The sequence below is a fragment of the Enterobacter sp. 198 genome, assembly GCF_009025585.1.
Classification (GTDB): Bacteria; Pseudomonadota; Gammaproteobacteria; order Enterobacterales; family Enterobacteriaceae; genus Enterobacter; species Enterobacter ludwigii.
This window is the reverse complement of record NZ_WCIM01000019.1, coordinates 294,712-310,334: the sequence shown is the minus strand read 5'-3', so window position 1 is coordinate 310,334 and position 15,623 is coordinate 294,712. Positions and strand designations below refer to the sequence as shown.

General features: G+C 53.7%; 13 protein-coding genes. 7 read left to right on the top strand and 6 right to left on the bottom strand.

Features of this window, described 5'->3' with window-relative positions; all coding sequences use genetic code 11:
• Positions 1-167 precede the first annotated feature (167 nt).
• Complete coding sequence (gene adhP, locus F8561_RS11535) at positions 168-1,178, top strand: alcohol dehydrogenase AdhP (protein WP_020884077.1); 1,011 nt, start codon at positions 168-170, stop codon at positions 1,176-1,178.
• 43 nt (positions 1,179-1,221) lie between these two features.
• Here adhP and F8561_RS11530 read toward each other — a convergent pair whose 3' ends face one another.
• Entirely contained in the window at positions 1,222-1,728 is a 507-nt protein-coding gene (locus F8561_RS11530; RefSeq protein ID WP_014170178.1) for an RrF2 family transcriptional regulator, read from the bottom strand.
• 199 nt (positions 1,729-1,927) lie between these two features.
• On the opposite strand from F8561_RS11530, the gene F8561_RS11525 reads away from it, so the two are divergent.
• Positions 1,928-3,130 carry an NAD(P)/FAD-dependent oxidoreductase gene (locus F8561_RS11525; RefSeq protein ID WP_151887471.1) on the top strand — a complete coding sequence of 401 codons (1,203 nt, stop codon included), beginning with the start codon at positions 1,928-1,930 and terminating at the stop codon, positions 3,128-3,130.
• Positions 3,131-3,160: 30 nt separating this feature from the next.
• On the opposite strand, the gene araJ is transcribed toward F8561_RS11525, so the two are convergent.
• A complete protein-coding gene (gene araJ, locus F8561_RS11520) occupies positions 3,161-4,339 on the bottom strand; it encodes an MFS transporter AraJ (protein ID WP_151887470.1) in 1,179 nt (392 codons plus the stop codon).
• Positions 4,340-4,505: 166 nt separating this feature from the next.
• Here araJ and ppk2 point away from each other — a divergent pair, with 166 nt between their 5' ends.
• Positions 4,506-5,324 (top strand): polyphosphate kinase 2, encoded by an 819-nt coding sequence (gene ppk2 / locus F8561_RS11515; RefSeq protein WP_032678226.1) that lies wholly within the window; start codon positions 4,506-4,508, stop codon positions 5,322-5,324.
• Between the two features lie 43 nt (positions 5,325-5,367).
• Here the strand turns inward: ppk2 and fdnI are convergent, their stop codons facing one another.
• Genes fdnI through fdnG form a run of 3 tightly spaced genes read right to left on the bottom strand, consistent with a single transcriptional unit; the run spans position 5,368 to position 9,957 of the window.
• Entirely contained in the window at positions 5,368-6,021 is a 654-nt protein-coding gene (gene fdnI / locus F8561_RS11510) for a formate dehydrogenase-N subunit gamma (RefSeq protein ID WP_151887469.1), read from the bottom strand.
• A complete protein-coding gene (fdxH, locus tag F8561_RS11505) occupies positions 6,014-6,898 on the bottom strand; it encodes a formate dehydrogenase subunit beta (protein WP_151887468.1) in 885 nt (294 codons plus the stop codon). Before fdxH ends, fdnI begins: the two co-directional genes overlap by 8 nt.
• Before the next feature lie 11 nt (positions 6,899-6,909).
• The gene (gene fdnG / locus F8561_RS11500) at positions 6,910-9,957 is read right to left on the bottom strand and encodes a formate dehydrogenase-N subunit alpha (protein ID WP_151887519.1); all 3,048 of its coding nucleotides are present in this window, start codon (positions 9,955-9,957) and stop codon (positions 6,910-6,912) included.
• Positions 9,958-10,178: 221 nt separating this feature from the next.
• Here fdnG and yddG point away from each other — a divergent pair, with 221 nt between their 5' ends.
• The 3 genes from yddG (at position 10,179) to F8561_RS11485 (ending at position 13,299) form a co-directional block, all read left to right on the top strand.
• Positions 10,179-11,057 (top strand): aromatic amino acid DMT transporter YddG, encoded by an 879-nt coding sequence (yddG, locus tag F8561_RS11495; RefSeq protein WP_014170222.1) that lies wholly within the window; start codon positions 10,179-10,181, stop codon positions 11,055-11,057.
• A gap of 630 nt (positions 11,058-11,687) precedes the next feature.
• Positions 11,688-12,761, top strand: a complete 1,074-nt coding sequence (gene ompC / locus F8561_RS11490; RefSeq protein ID WP_014170223.1) for a porin OmpC — start codon at positions 11,688-11,690, stop codon at positions 12,759-12,761.
• A 79-nt stretch (positions 12,762-12,840) separates the two neighbouring features.
• Positions 12,841-13,299, top strand: coding sequence for a GFA family protein (locus F8561_RS11485; RefSeq protein WP_020884055.1), 459 nt, complete (start codon positions 12,841-12,843; stop codon positions 13,297-13,299).
• A 38-nt stretch (positions 13,300-13,337) separates the two neighbouring features.
• Here F8561_RS11485 and F8561_RS11480 read toward each other — a convergent pair whose 3' ends face one another.
• Complete coding sequence (locus F8561_RS11480; RefSeq protein ID WP_151887467.1) at positions 13,338-14,825, bottom strand: MFS transporter; 1,488 nt, start codon at positions 14,823-14,825, stop codon at positions 13,338-13,340.
• A 116-nt stretch (positions 14,826-14,941) separates the two neighbouring features.
• Between F8561_RS11480 and F8561_RS11475 the strand changes: the two genes are divergently transcribed.
• Positions 14,942-15,517: a TetR family transcriptional regulator gene (locus tag F8561_RS11475; RefSeq protein ID WP_020884053.1), complete on the top strand. Its 576-nt coding sequence runs from the start codon at positions 14,942-14,944 to the stop codon at positions 15,515-15,517.
• Positions 15,518-15,623: the final 106 nt, after the last annotated feature.

Sequence of the window (15,623 nt, the reverse complement as noted above, 5' to 3'; positions counted from 1 at the left end):
CCCTGAACGCCCCCCTGAATATTAGAGGATCGCTGTATTCTTAATCCGAAATCGAATCAAATGATGACATTATGTTGCTGCCACCTTGCATTAACGCGCCTAAGTATTAATCCTTAAGAAGTAGTACACCTGCTATGCAGAATCTCATCATGAACAAGGAGAAACATATGAAGGCTGCTGTTGTCACTCAGGATCATCAGGTCAATGTCACCGAAAAATCATTACGTCCGCTTAAGCATGGTGAAGCCCTGCTGAAGATGGAATGCTGCGGCGTATGTCATACCGATCTTCACGTGAAGAACGGTGATTTCGGCGATAAGACCGGGGTGATCCTGGGTCACGAAGGAATAGGGATCGTTAAAGAGATTGGCCCAGGCGTCAACTCGCTGAAAATTGGCGACCGTGCGAGCGTGGCATGGTTTTTTGAAGGCTGTGGACACTGCGAATACTGTAATACCGGCAACGAAACCCTGTGCCGCGATGTGAAAAACGCGGGTTATTCCGTTGACGGTGGGATGGCTGAAGAGTGCATCGTGACCGCCGATTATGCGGTAAAAGTGCCGGACGGTCTGGATTCCGCAGCGGCGAGCAGCATCACCTGCGCGGGGGTCACCACCTACAAAGCGGTAAAAGTGTCCCACATTAAGCCGGGCCAGTGGATTGCGATTTACGGTCTTGGTGGTCTGGGTAACCTTGCGCTGCAGTACGCTAAAAACGTATTCAACGCCAAGGTCATCGCCATTGATGTGAACGATGAACAGCTGAAACTGGCCGCCAGCATGGGGGCAGATTTAACCATTAACTCTCGCAGCGAAGATGCAGCGAAAATTGTTCAGGAGAAAACCGGAGGCGCACATGCTGCGGTGGTAACTGCCGTGGCAAAAGCAGCCTTCAACTCAGCAGTGGATGCCGTGCGTGCCGGTGGCCGCGTGGTCGCCGTTGGCCTGCCGCCGGAAGCGATGAGCCTGGATATTCCACGCCTGGTTCTGGACGGCATTCAGGTCGTCGGTTCGCTGGTGGGAACCCGTCAGGACCTGATGGAGGCATTCCAGTTTGCGGCAGAGGGCAAAGTGGTGCCAAAAGTGACAATGCGTCCGCTGGAAGATATCAATGCCATCTTTAAAGAGATGGAGCAGGGTCAAATCCGCGGTCGTATGGTGATTGATTTACGCTCTTAATCGCCGGTTGCCGGGGGGTGGTTTTGCCTTACCCGGCATTTCACTACGACGATCGCCGGTCAGAAATCCACTCCTGAACCTCAATCTGAAAGGTATCCGGCGCTTTGCGGTACATCTTGCGCGCCAGATCGAGAATGGTATGTCGCGCTAACTCCTCTTCCATCCGTTGCTGTGCGCTGTCCATGACCGAACGTACGCCGCACGGGCCATTGCACACCCAGGCAGGAGGCGTTTCATTAAACACCGCCAGCCGCTGACGCACCTCGCGACACTCAAACATGTTCTTCTCACCGTCAATGGCGTGCGCCACATCCAGTACGGTGATCAACTCCGCCGGGCGCGCCAGTTTAAACCCGCCGCCCTTACCTTCCGTGCTGCTCACCAGCCCGGCACGTGACAAACGGGTGAAGATTTTTCCCAGGTAATCATACGGCACACCCTGCAGGGCGGCCATTTCCCGGACGCTCATCTCACGCTCATTGCCTTTTGCATCCACCATGCACATCAGGCTGTGAATGCCGTATTCCACACCGGAACTGTAAAACGCCATGGTTAACTCCGAAGTTATTTATCAGGGTCATTATAACGGCGTTATTGCCCACAATCACAACTACCCTCCCCTTTTTCATTAACATGCTGATTTTATGCAGCATTAAAATTTAACTCAGAAAGAAGTTGTCGCAGTTAACTGCGACAAGTATAGTTGCAGTTATGTCAGGTATACAGCGTGATGATCAAAAGGATCGAAGATGAAAAAGCAGATTTTAATTGTGGGCAGTGGTTTTTCCGGCATGTGGGCTGCCGTCAGTGCCGCGCGTCTGAATGCGCTGGAGGGCAATAACAGCCTGAAGATCGCCGTACTGGCACCCGCCCCCGAGTTGCGTGTTCGCCCGCGCTTCTATGAAGAGAACGTGACGTCGCTGGTCTCTCCGCTGACCGGACTGTTCGCTGAACTGGGTATTGATTTTATCGCCGGTAAAGCAAAATCCATTGATATAAAAGGGAAAAATGTTTCCTATCGTGATGCGAATGGCGTAACTGCCGCAGTGAGTTACGAGCGGTTAGTGCTGGCCACCGGCAGTCAGAGCAAGCGTCCACCGATTGCCGGGCTGGCTGAGTACGCCTTTGATATCGATCAGCTTGAATCCGCACAGACCTTTGAGCAGCATCTTGACTCCCTGGTCTCGCGCCCTTCCACCGCTGCGCGCAATACCGTGGTTGTCTGTGGCGGCGGTTTTACCGGCATTGAACTGGCAACCGAGCTTCCTGCCCGACTGCGCGCTCGCTTCGGTGATGATACGGCGACAAGAGTTATCGTAGTTGAAAGGGGGCATGTCATTGGCGGACGATACAGTGAAGCATTGCGTAACACCATTGAAGACGCGAGCCAGGAACTGGGGATTGAGTGGCGTCTGAACAGTGAAATTGAGGCCATCGATGCGAACGGCGTAACGCTGAAAAACGGCGAACGTATCCCCGCTGCAACCGTAGTCTGGACGGCAGGCGTTGAAGCAAACCCGCTTGGACAACAGATTAACGGCGAACGCGATAACCAGGGGCGTCTGAAAGTGACAGAAACGCTGCAGGTTCCGGCTCATCCGGACGTGTACGCGACGGGAGATATGGCCTACGCCAGAACGGACGAGATGGGGAACACGGCGCTAATGACCTGCCAGCACGCGATCCAGTTGGGTAAATTTGCCGGCCACAACGCGGCAGCCAGCCTGTTGAATCGCACGCCTTATCCTTACCGCCAGGTTAACTACGTGACCTGTCTGGACCTGGGTGCCTGGGGTGCCGTTTACACTGAAGGGTGGGACCAGGCCGTCAAATCGGTGCGTGATGACGCAAAGAAAATCAAAATCGCCATCACCAATGAACTTATCTACCCGCCAGCAGCGGACAAAGCCGTGGCGTTTGCCGCTGCCGATCCGTTGGCGAAATTTGTCTAGCGCCCTTCTACCGCGCCTTACCGGCGCGGTTCAACGTGCGGAAGCGAACGAACCGGCGTCTGCCTTTCTGGCCCGAAGATGTGCGTAGATCAGCAGTGAACTCATGGCTGAGAATGAGAGCACAGCCGCTGGCAGCGTGACATAGCTCCAGCTAAAGCCAAGCGTGATCATCATCCCGCCAAAATACGCCCCTATCGCACTGCCGAGGTTAAATGCCATCTGCCCGCCTGCGGCACCCAGCATCTCACCGCCCTTCGCATTTTGCAGGAGAAGGATCTGCAGCGGCGCAGAGAGTGCAAACAGCCCGGCACAGCAGATAAAGCCCATCACCAGCGACGCCGTTTTATGTTCCCCAAAGGCGAATAGCAACAGCAGTGACGCGACAATGACCATGTCGGTGGTGGCGGCAATACGCAGTGGACTGAAGCGACCCGATAACTTCCCGCTCAGGAGATTACCTAACACCATACCCAGCCCCATCAGCATCATGATGACCGTCATGACGCCTTCGGAGAAGCCAGAGACGTTGACCATAAACGGTTTGACGAAGCTGAACCACGCAAACACGCCAGCATTGCCAAACATGGTGGCGGCAAAAATCAGCCACGGCTCCGGTTTTTTCAGAAAGGAAAATTGCGCGGTCAATTTGATTTCGGAGCGATCATGGATGTGCGGCACCCAGACCAGTACCGAGATGATCACCAGAGCATCAAACAGGGCAATCAGGAAAAAGGTATAGCGCCAGCTGAATTCATGACCCAGCCAGGTGCCAAGCGGTACGCCCACCAGATTGGCAACCGTCATGCCGGCTATCATGCCCGCCACGGCGACCGTCACCTTCCCCGGAGGCGCAATTCTCGAGAGAATAATCGCCCCGACACCAAAAATGGCGCCGTGCGGAAAACCGGAAATCAGCCGCCCTATCGCCAGCCAGGCATACGACGTAGAAAAGGTAAAAATTGCATTACCGACGGCACACAGCACCACCAGAAACAACAGCGTGGATTTTAACGAAAATTTGCCTGAGAACAGCGCCACAATCGGGGCACCAATCACCACACCAAAGGCGTAAAACGAAATCATATTCCCGGCGGCGGGAATTGAAATTCCGGTGTCATGGGCCAGTTCAGTTAATACGCCCATAATGCCAAATTCAGCCATTCCCAGGCCAAACGTGCCAAGTGCCAACGAAAAAATTGTCTTTTTCATACCACAACCACTGGTTAACAACGCGCGACGGGCATTATTGAACAATCTTGTATGGTGAGCCAGTTCAAATCAGCTGGCTGACACGTTAATCCATTAATTCAGGTGGATTACACTTCATAGTGCGGCCCCGCTTTTTCCCGCGCCGGACAACCTGAGGATGACAATCATGGGAAGCAAGAAGAAAACCAGTGTCGCAGTTGATGTCATAAAGCATGAGCCGTTAAAAACGAAAGAGTATGAAAAAGAGCTTCGTCGCCTCCACGTTGAACTGGTTAAGCTCCAGCAGTGGGTCGTCGCAAAGGGTTTAAAGGTCTGCATTGTCTTTGAAGGGCGCGACGGTGCCGGTAAAGGCGGAACCATTAAAGCCATCACTGAACGCGTTAGCCCACGCGTCTTCCGGGTTGTTGCGCTCCCCGCCCCGACGGAAAAAGAGAAGACCCAGCTCTATTTCCAGCGTTATGTCCCCCACCTGCCAGCCGCCGGCGAAATCGTCATTTTTGACCGCAGCTGGTACAACCGCGCGGGCGTTGAACGGGTGATGGGATTCTGCACACCGGAGCAGGTCGATAAGTTTCTTGATGGCACGCCGGTGATGGAAAAAGCAATGGTGGATGCCGGGATCATCCTGCTCAAATACTGGCTGGAGGTCACGCCGAAAGAACAGGAGCGTCGTCTGCGCGATCGTATTAACGACGGGCGAAAGACCTGGAAATTATCGCCAATGGACATTAAGTCTTTCAATTTGTGGGATGAATATACGGTGGCGCGAGATGCGATGTTTGCTGCCACCGACACCGCCTGGGCGCCGTGGTTTGTCGCCCGTTCGGAAGATAAAAAACGCGTGCGCCTGAACATTATTTCGCACCTGCTGGCGCAAATCCCGTACAAAGCCATTCACATCGAAGCGGTGAGTTTGCCGAAGCGTAAGATTGGTAAAGTGAAGCCGACCCAATACCCGTTCCGGTATGTTGAAGAGCGTTTTTGACTGAAGCGTTCGCGGGTCATTCGCTGACCCGCGAACGCGGGACTTACGGCATCTCTTTCGTACTGTCCTGTTTCGCTTCCAGCCGCTCAACGTCACGGTACCAGCGCGGGTGGTGTTTCTGCGCCCAGCGGCGGCTCACCTTCCCTTCAATCATGCCTTTAATCGACCCTTTGACCCAGAAGGCCATATACATGTGGATCAGGATGGCGTGGATCAGAATGATGGCTGACGTCGCGTGAATGAGCAGCGCGTAGCGAATCACCTGAATGGGGAAGTAGTGCGCAAAGTACGGCCGCCAGATAATGACGCCGGTGACCAGCAGCACAAAAATCATGCTCATGATGGTCCAGAACATCATCTTCTGCCCGGCGTTGTATTTCCCGACCTTCGCAACCTTATGCTCATTGCCCTTCAGAACCTCAATAATCCCCTTCAGCCATGGAATGTCATGCTTATCCGGAATATTGTGATGTACGAAGCGCGCAAACATAAACATCAGCACCACGAAAATCAGCACGCCGAAGAACGGATGCAAAATACGCCCCATCTGTGGCGTCCCGAAGGTTTCCGTCAGCCACTGCAGCGTCGGGAAGAAGAAGGAGATCCCCGAGACCGCCACCAGGAAGAAGCAGATCACTACCGTCCAGTGACAGGCGCGGTCGACAAACTTCGTGCGCACAATCCATGACTTACTCATGAGGTTCCTCCTCGTCGTCATCCACCTCTTTGTTGGGTCCGATACCGATGTAGTGATAAATCAACCCGGCGAAAGTAGCGATAAAGCCCGCCGCAGAGAGCGGTTTCAGCGCCCCTTTCCACAGGTTGATCGAGGTATCGATCGCAGGATCTTTCGGCAGATTGTGGTACAGCTCCGGCTGGTCGTTATGGTGCAGAACATACATCACGTGCGTTCCCCCCACCCCCTGCGGGTTATAAATGCCCGCACTGGCGTAACCGCGCGCTTTCAGTTTGTCCACGCGCTGCTGGGCTACCTCCAGCATCTCTCTTTTGGTCCCGAAGTGGATAGCCCCGGTCGGGCAGGTTTTCACGCAGGCAGGCTCCTGCCCGACGCTCACGCGATCGACACACAGGGTGCATTTGTAGACCCGGTTATCCTCTTTACTGAGGCGCGGAATATTAAACGGACAGCCCGCAATGCAGTAGCCGCAACCGATGCAGTTATCCTGCTGGAAATCGACAATCCCGTTGGCGTACTGGACGATGGCCCCGGCTGACGGACAGGCCTTCAGGCACCCCGGATCTTCGCAGTGCATACAGCCATCTTTACGGATCAGCCACTCCAGCTTGCCGTTCTGATCGGTTTCGCTAAAACGCATCACCGTCCAGGATTTGGCACTCAGGTCCGCCGGATTATCGTAAACCCCGACGCAGTGTCCTACTTCATCGCGGATATCGTTCCACTCCGAGCAGGCCACCTGGCAGGCTTTACATCCCACGCAGGAAGTGACATCGATAAGCTTGGCGACTTCTTCCTTATCATCCCGCGCACGAGGCGCGGGGGTGATAGAGTTGGTCGCGGAGCGTTTAATAATGTCCTGTGTTTCCATTGCCATGTATTCGCTCCTTACGCTTTCTCGATGTTGACCAGAAACGCTTTGTACTCCGGCGTTTGCGAGTTGGAATCGCCGACGTTTGGCGTCAGGGTATTGGCGAGGTAGCCTTTTTGCGCCACCCCTTCAAAGCCCCAGTGCAGCGGAATACCGACGGTTTCCACCTGCTGACCATGCACGTTCAGCGCCTGCAGACGACGCGTAACCACCGCAACCGCGCGAATAAAGCCGCGCTTGCTGCTCACCTTCACGCGGTCACCGTTGGCAATACCCTTCGCTTTCGCCAGCGTTTCGCTGATCTCCACAAACTGTTCCGGCTGGGCAATGGCGTTAAGCCGTGCATGCTTGGTCCAGGTATGGAAATGCTCGGTCAGGCGGTAGGTAGTCCCGACATACGGGAACCTGTCCTTCTTGCCTAAACGCAGGACGTCCTCTTCATAGATACGCACCACCGGACTGGATATGACGTTCGGGTGCAGCGGGTTGGTACCGAGCGGCGTTTCCATTGGCTCGTAGTGTTCCGGGAACGGCCCCTCCGCCAGCTTATCGAGGGCAAACAGGCGTCCCAGCCCTTCCGGCTGCATGATAAACGGCCCGGTCTCACTGCCCGGTGCGGCGGTGCTGAAGTCCGGAATATCGTTACCCGTCCATTTGCTGCCGTTCCATTCGATCAGCATCCGTTTCGGATCCCACGGTTTGCCGTTGATATCCGCAGAAGCACGGTTGTACAGCACGCGACGGTTTAGTGGCCATGCCCACGCCCAGCCCAGCGTATTGCCCAGCCCTGACGGGTCGGCGTTATCGCGGTTCGCCATCTGGTTACCCTGCTCCGTCCAGCAACCGGTGTAGATCCAGCATGACGACGCGGTCGTGCCGTCATCCCGCAGCAGCGCGAAGCTGTTGAGCAACTGACCTTTCTTCGCCAGCAGCGTGCCGTTCGCGTCAAACAGATCCGCCAGCGCAACGCCGTTATTCTCTTTGGCGACCTCTTCGGATTCAGGATGGTCCGGCTGTTTGTAATTCCAGCTCATCCTCAGCAGCGGTTCAGCGCCTTTTCCGCCTTCGGTGCGATACATTTCACGCAGACGATGGTAAATCCCGGCGAGGATTTCGCCGTCGTTACGCGCTTCACCCGGTGCATCCTGGCCTTTCCAGTGCCACTGCAGCCAGCGGCCGGAGTTGGCAATCGACCCGTCTTCTTCTGCAAAACAGGTGGACGGCAGGCGGAACACTTCGGTCTGAATCGATGCAGGATCGACGTCGTTCATCTCGCCGTGGTTCTGCCAAAAGTTGGAGGTCTCGGTCACCAGCGGATCGATAACCACCATGTACTTCAGTTTGCTCAGGCTGCGAACGACCTTGTTTTTGTCCGGGAATGACGCCACCGGGTTAAAGCCCTGGCAGATGTAGCCCGTAACGTTGCCCTTATCCATCATGTTGAAATACTTAATGACGTCGTAGGACTGGTCCCATTTCGGCAACCACTCGAAGCCCCAGTCGTTTTCCTTCTGCGCGGCATCGCCATAGAACGACTTCATCAGGCTGACGAAGAACTTCGGATAGTTACTCCAGTAGTTCACCTGATCGGCACGCGTCGCTTTTGGCGTGTTGGCCGCTAGATAGCTGTGCAAATCAGTCTGCTTTTCAGACGGCAACGTCAGATAGCCTGACAGGCTGGTCGACAGCAGGCCCAGATCGGTCAAGCCCTGAATGTTGGAGTGTCCGCGCAGGGCGTTCACGCCGCCGCCGGCCATCCCCATGTTTCCGAGCAACAGCTGAATCATTGCCATGGTGCGGATGTTTTGCGCACCGACGGTATGCTGCGTCCAGCCGAGCGCATACAGGAACGTCGTGGTTCTGTCGGCGGCGCTGGTTGACGCCAGTACATCACACACCTTGAGGAAATCTGCTTTTGGCGTACCGCAGATATTCTCCACGACGTCCGGCGTATAGCGGGAAACATGCTGTTTCAGCAAATTCCATACGCAGCGCGGATGGCTCAGGGTCTCATCGCGTCTGGCGTAGCCGTTTTCATCGAACTGGTAGTTCCAGGACGATTTATCGTACTGCCGTTTTTCCGCGTCATAACCGCTGAACAACCCCTCTTCAAAGGCAAAATCATCCCGTACCAGGAGGCTGGCGTTGGTGTAATGCTTAACGTATTCAGCGTTAATTTTTTTGTTTTCAATCAGATACAGCAGAACGCCCGAGAGGAACGTAATGTCCGTACCGGAGCGAATAGGCGCATAGATATCCGCCACCGATGCCGTACGCGTAAAGCGCGGATCGACAACGATCAGCGTCGCATCGTTATTGTTTTTCGCTTCCATCGCCCAGCGGAAACCCACCGGATGGGCTTCAGCGGCATTACCGCCCATCACCATCACGACGTTGGCGTTTTTGATATCAACCCAGTGGTTGGTCATCGCACCGCGACCAAATGTTGGAGCAAGACTTGCTACCGTTGGTCCGTGTCAGACGCGCGCCTGGTTATCTACCGCCAGCATGCCGAGGGAACGCACAAATTTTTGCGTCAGCATGCCGGTTTCATTACTTGCCGCGGACGCGCACAGCATGCCGGTCGACAGCCAGCGGTTCACCGTAACGCCCTGCGCGTTCTTTTCGATAAAGTTGGCGTCGCGGTCAGCTTTCATCAGTTTTGCGATTCGGGAAAACGCCTCATCCCAGGAGATACGCTGCCATTTGTCAGATCCTGGCGCACGGTATTCCGGATAGCGCAGACGGTTTTCGCTGTGGACATAATCCAGCAGACCCGCCCCTTTCGGACAAAGTGCGCCACGGCTCACCGGATGATCCGGGTCCCCTTCAATATGATAAATCGCTTCTTTGGCGTTCTTCGCGCCATCGCCCAGGCTATACATTAAAAGCCCACAACCTACGGAACAGTATGTGCAGGTGTTACGGATCTCTTTCGCGCGCAGCAGTTTATAGTTGCGTGCCTGAGCCAGCGCCATTTTGGGTGCAAATCCCAGCATTGCGGCTGTTGTTCCGGCCATACCGCCCGCGCAGATTTTAAAAAATTGTCTGCGGCTGACGTCCATTGTTGTCCTCGTTTTCATATAAGACTTCGCGCCGCAAACTAGCAGTAAAGCCCCTGATTTTTTTGCGTCAAATCAAGGTCACTTGTCTTCACCCCCTTAATAGTCACCCCCACGGAATTTAAATACCTCTTTTTGATTAAAGACTTAAGAGAATAATTCGCGATGGCAGGAGGATTAATGCTATAAATTTTTCCTTTGATTTTTATAGCGGTGGCAGGGTTATGGACAGAAAGAGAGCAACGCTCACGGGACTGGCGGCGATACTGTTGTGGAGCACCATGGTTGGCCTCATTCGTAGCGTCAGTGAGGGGCTGGGACCGGTGGGAGGCGCCGCAATGATATACACCCTCAGCGGATTACTGTGCCTGGTGACGGTAGGATTTCCTGATATCAGACGGTTTTCACCCCGGTATCTTATTGCCGGCAGCGTGCTGTTTGTCAGCTATGAAATTTGCCTCGCCCTGTCGTTAGGCTATGCCGCAACGCGCTCCCAGGCTATCGAAGTGGGAATGGTCAATTATCTCTGGCCAAGCCTGACGATAGTGTTTGCCATTTTATTTAACGGCCAACGGTCCACCCTGTGGGTGATCCCGGGCTTAGCCGTCTCATTGTTGGGCGTCTGTTGGGTATTAGGCGGAGAACAAGGGCTACATCTTGATGACATCATGCGTAATGTCATCTCAAGCCCGCTCAGCTACGCGCTGGCGTTCGCCGGGGCTTTTATCTGGGCGGCTTACTGCACCGTCACCAGTAAGTTTGCCAACGGGCAAAACGGGATAACGCTTTTCGTGCTGCTCACCGCGCTCAGTCTGTGGGTGAAATATGCGTTCAGCGAACAGCCGCAAATGGTGTTTACTCTCCCGGTGGTCGTAAAGCTCATCATGTGCAGCGTCGCACTGGGGTTTGGCTATGCGGCATGGAATATCGGTATTCTTCATGGCAACGTCACGGTACTCGCAGCGGTATCCTATTTCACGCCTGTACTCTCAGCAGCACTTGCTGCCGTATTGCTGAATTCCCCCCTCTCGTTTTCTTTCTGGCAAGGCGCATTAATGGTTTGTGCCGGGTCATTGTTGTGCTGGTACGCCACGCGAAAATAATATCGCTATCTTCTGCCGGGTCCATAATCGCCCGGCGGAAATTAACATAAATTTAATATGTGATCGCGCGTCAAAATAATGATCGGCGCGTTAGAAAAGCCGTTTAGATTCTGTTTATATTACCGCCCTTTCGTAAATCCCTGTCGTCTTTTATTGACATAACTTGACACCGTTACGTTATTAATCCCTTGCGAATATTAACAATGTATATAGCACAAAGTGCAATAGTGTGTTTCTGTGTGTTTCATATCCAACAACGATTATCCCGTACAATGGAATAGTTAACCCATTGATTTTAAACAACTGACATTTATATCAAACGAGCAAAAAGACAGAAAATACCGACAATTAACAAAAGAAACTAAAACGGCCGAAAACTATATTGCGGCCAATGGTTTTGTTGAATAATTCATCAAAAAATGCACAAATCCCCACCATCTCATTCGTTACAGCCGCAATTTATCCGATCCGGATCACACTAATTGAAATTATTGCTAATATTTTGAAACTTATTATTGAAACCCTACTACAAGATTCTTAAAAATAGCATGCCATTGATGATTAGCCTCGTTTAGAAATCGTTCAAAGTGGCTCAGGAAATACTGAAGAAAATTATAAGGAATATTTAAGATGAAACTTAAATTAGTTGCAGTGGCAGTGACTTCCATGTTGGCAGCAGGCGTTGTAAACGCGGCTGAAGTTTTTAACAAAGACGGTAACAAACTGGATCTGTACGGCAAAGTAACAGGTCTGCACTATTTCTCTGATGACGCTAGCAACGACGGCGACAAAACCTATGTTCGTCTGGGCTTCAAAGGTGAAACTCAGATCAACGACCAGATGACCGGTTACGGCCAGTGGGAATACGAGTTCAAAGGCAACCGCTCTGAATCTCAGGGTTCTGACGGCAACAAAACCCGTCTGGCATTCGCGGGCCTGAAATTCAACGAATTCGGTTCTTTCGACTACGGTCGTAACTACGGTGTTGCTTACGACATCGGCGCATGGACTGACGTTCTGCCAGAATTCGGTGGTGATACCTGGACTCAGACTGATGGCTTTATGACTGGCCGTACGACTGGCGTTGCAACTTACCGTAACACCGACTTCTTCGGTCTGGTTGATGGCCTGAACGTGGCTGCTCAGTACCAGGGTAAAAACGACCGTAACGACATCACCGAAGCGAACGGTGACGGCTGGGGTCTGTCTTCTACTTATGAATTCGAAGGCTTCGGTGTAGGTGCTACCTACGCGAAATCTGACCGTACTGACCGTCAGGTTGCTGCTGCAAGCAATCTGAATGCAGGCGGCGAAAACGCGGAAGTATGGGCTGCGGGTCTGAAATACGATGCCAACAACATCTACCTGGCAACCACCTACTCTGAAACCCGTAACATGACCAACTTCGGTAGCGGTTTCATCGCTAACAAAGCGCAGAACTTCGAAGTGGTTGCTCAGTACCAGTTCGACTTCGGTCTGCGTCCATCCATTGCTTACCTGAAATCCAAAGGTAAAGACATTGGTACTTACGGCGACCAGGATCTGGTTGAATACGTTGACGTTGGCGCGAGCTACTACTTCAACAAAAACATGTCTACCTACGTTGATTACAAAATCAACCTGGTTGACGACAGCAGCTTCACTAAAGCAGCTGGCGTTTCTACCGACAACATCGTTGCTGTTGGTCTGACCTACCAGTTCTAAGATTTGTTAGTATAAAAAAGCCAGCCTTCGTGGCTGGCTTTTTTTATTCGGTTTGACTGGCGTAATAAAGGAGCACGCCATGCATATTTTCAAAGGACGCTGCCTGTGTGGGATGAGCCAATTCAGCGTTTCCCTCAACAACTTCGACGTCTATGCCTGCCACTGTACCCAGTGCCAGAAATGGTCGGGGGGAATGGCCATGTATCTGGAAGCGCAGGGTCAACCGCTTGTGGAAGAAGAGTCGATAGCCCCTTCTCATTTCACGTCATCTGCGCGCGGCGAACGCTGGTTTTGTCCCGGATGTGGTTGCCCGCTGTGGTTCACATTGACCGCACGCTCAACGACGCGCTATTTCATTCCCTGGACGCAGCTTGAGATGAGCGAAGACGAACGTCGCCGTCTGATACTTGCCGCTGAAATCTATACAGAAACGCAACCCGCATTCTTCGGCCTGACCGGGCAATACGCGCGCTTTAGCGGCACCGAAATTGAAGCACACGACAAGCGCTGCCTGCTGACTCCCCATGACGCACACTGAGGGTTGCCCGGTAAGCATCGCGCCACCGGGCCTGTTTTTTACTGTTTCGGTACGTTTGCCAGGCTAAACCAAATCCCGACCGCCAGCACCAGTAACATTGCGCCGGCACTGCCTAACGCCACGCTGTGTGACGTGATAAAGGCCGTTTTTGCCGCCGCAATTAACGACTCCGCCAGCCCTGGAGTCAGGCTCTGCGCCACGTTTACCGCTTCGCCAATCGATGACGAGGCCTTATCGGCCAGCGTCGCGCTCAGTCCCTGCGGCAGGACAATTGACGCCGAGAAGCTGCGGGTTAACAGCAGACCAAAAATGGCAATACCCAACCCTGCGCCCAGCTCATAGGACATAGTTTCAATCGCCCCTGCGGCAGCCGCTTTCTCTTTTGCCGCAGCCGCCATAATTGCCGAGGTTGAGGCCAACAGCGCACTGGCGGCACTGAAGCCCAGCAGCACCATCAGACTCCATGCCTGCCAGTGCTGCGTGCTGAAGTCGAGCATCGACAGACCGATAAAGCTGACGGCACTCAGCCCCATTCCGCCTGTCGCCACCAGCCGCAGCCCCAGACGACCGACCAGCACACCGGCAATCGGCCCGCTAAACCCGCTGGCGACCATCAGCGGCAGCATAAACATCCCCGCTTCAAACGGCGTAAAGCCATGCACAAACTGCAGCTCCTGGGCCATCAACAGCTCAAACCCCACGAGCGCGATCATGGCGGTCATCGCCATCACGACACCGCTTAAAATAATGCGATGACAGAACAGGCGCATGTCGATCATCGGCACGCGGGCGCGAAGCTGGATCCGCACAAAGATCATCAGCATCACCGCTCCGGTGAGCAGCGTCATTGCCACCAGCCAGGGAGAAAGCACCCCTTTGAGCGCGGTTTTCGCGCTGTAGACCAGCAGCAATATCGCCACAATCAGCATGATTGCATGGGCAATATTCAGCGGCTGTTCCGGGCGTCCCTGTTGACGAGGCACCAGACGCGCGGCAAGGGAAACAACGATGACCACGATCGGCACGTTGATCAAAAAGACCGATCCCCAGTAAAAATGCTCCAGCAACATACCGCCAATCAGCGGACCAAACGCCGCACCGCCTGAACCGACCGCGGCCCAGACCCCAAGCGCGATGTTGCGATCGCGCGCATTAACGAATAACGTGCGGATACCCGCAAGCGTGGCCGGGATGATCATCGCCGCCCCAATCGCCAGCGAGGCGCGGGCAGCAATCAGCCATCCTGCTGAAGGCGCAAACGCGGCTGCCAGCGATGACAAGCCAAACAGCGTACTGCCAATTATCAACAACCGTTTAAAACCAATGCGGTCACCCAGCGCGCCCATCGGCAGCACCATCCCCGCCATCACCAGCGAGTATATATCGATGATCCACAATAATTCGTTACCGCTGGCACCCAGCGTCATACTCAACGTCGGCGCCGCTACGTGCAGTACCGTCGCGTCGATCGCCACCGGGATATACACCAGCACGATAATGACTAACGCTAACCACTGACGAAACATAAATTTCCTTTTCTTTTAAATCATGGACACATGTCCAGCTTGCGATCCTACGTAAAGTTGAACGAGTGTCCAGCTTTTTGTTACACTTGTTTCAGTCCCATTAAGAGTGAGTGAAAATGCGATATCTGAGCAAGGATGAAAGGCGGGAAGAGATTTTACAGGCCGCTATGCGCGTGGCGCTCTCTGACGGACTTTCCGCAATGACGGTACGGCGAATTGCCGCCGAAGCTGGCGTCGCCACCGGACAGGTCCACCATCATTTCACCTCTGGCGGGGAGCTAAAATCGCTGGCTTTTGTGCGGTTGATCCGTGAACTGCTGGATGCGGATGTGGTCGGCAAGCAGGCCAGCTGGCGACAGCAGCTACATGCCATGCTCGGCAGCGATGATGGCCGGTTTGAGCCCTATATTCGCCTGTGGCGTGAGGCGCAGATCCTGGCAAGCCGGGATACGGACATCAGGGGTGCATATGTACTGACCATGGAGATGTGGCACCAGGAGACCGTCGCCCTTATCAAAGCAGGCACTGACGCGGGAGATTTTACCCCGGGCGATCGGCCAGAAAATATTGCCTGGCGTTTAATTGGTCTGGTGTGTGGCCTGGACGGCATTTATATATTAGATATCCCAGAGATGGACGACGCTGCCTTTAATAACCATCTTGATAAATTAATCTCTCTGGAATTGTGTTAATACTCACTTATGAGTATTAACAGCCCTCACTTACAATTCGTAACACATTAAGCGAACCCTTATTTCCCCTCCCGGCTCAGGGATTCGCTTTTTTATCTATCCTTTC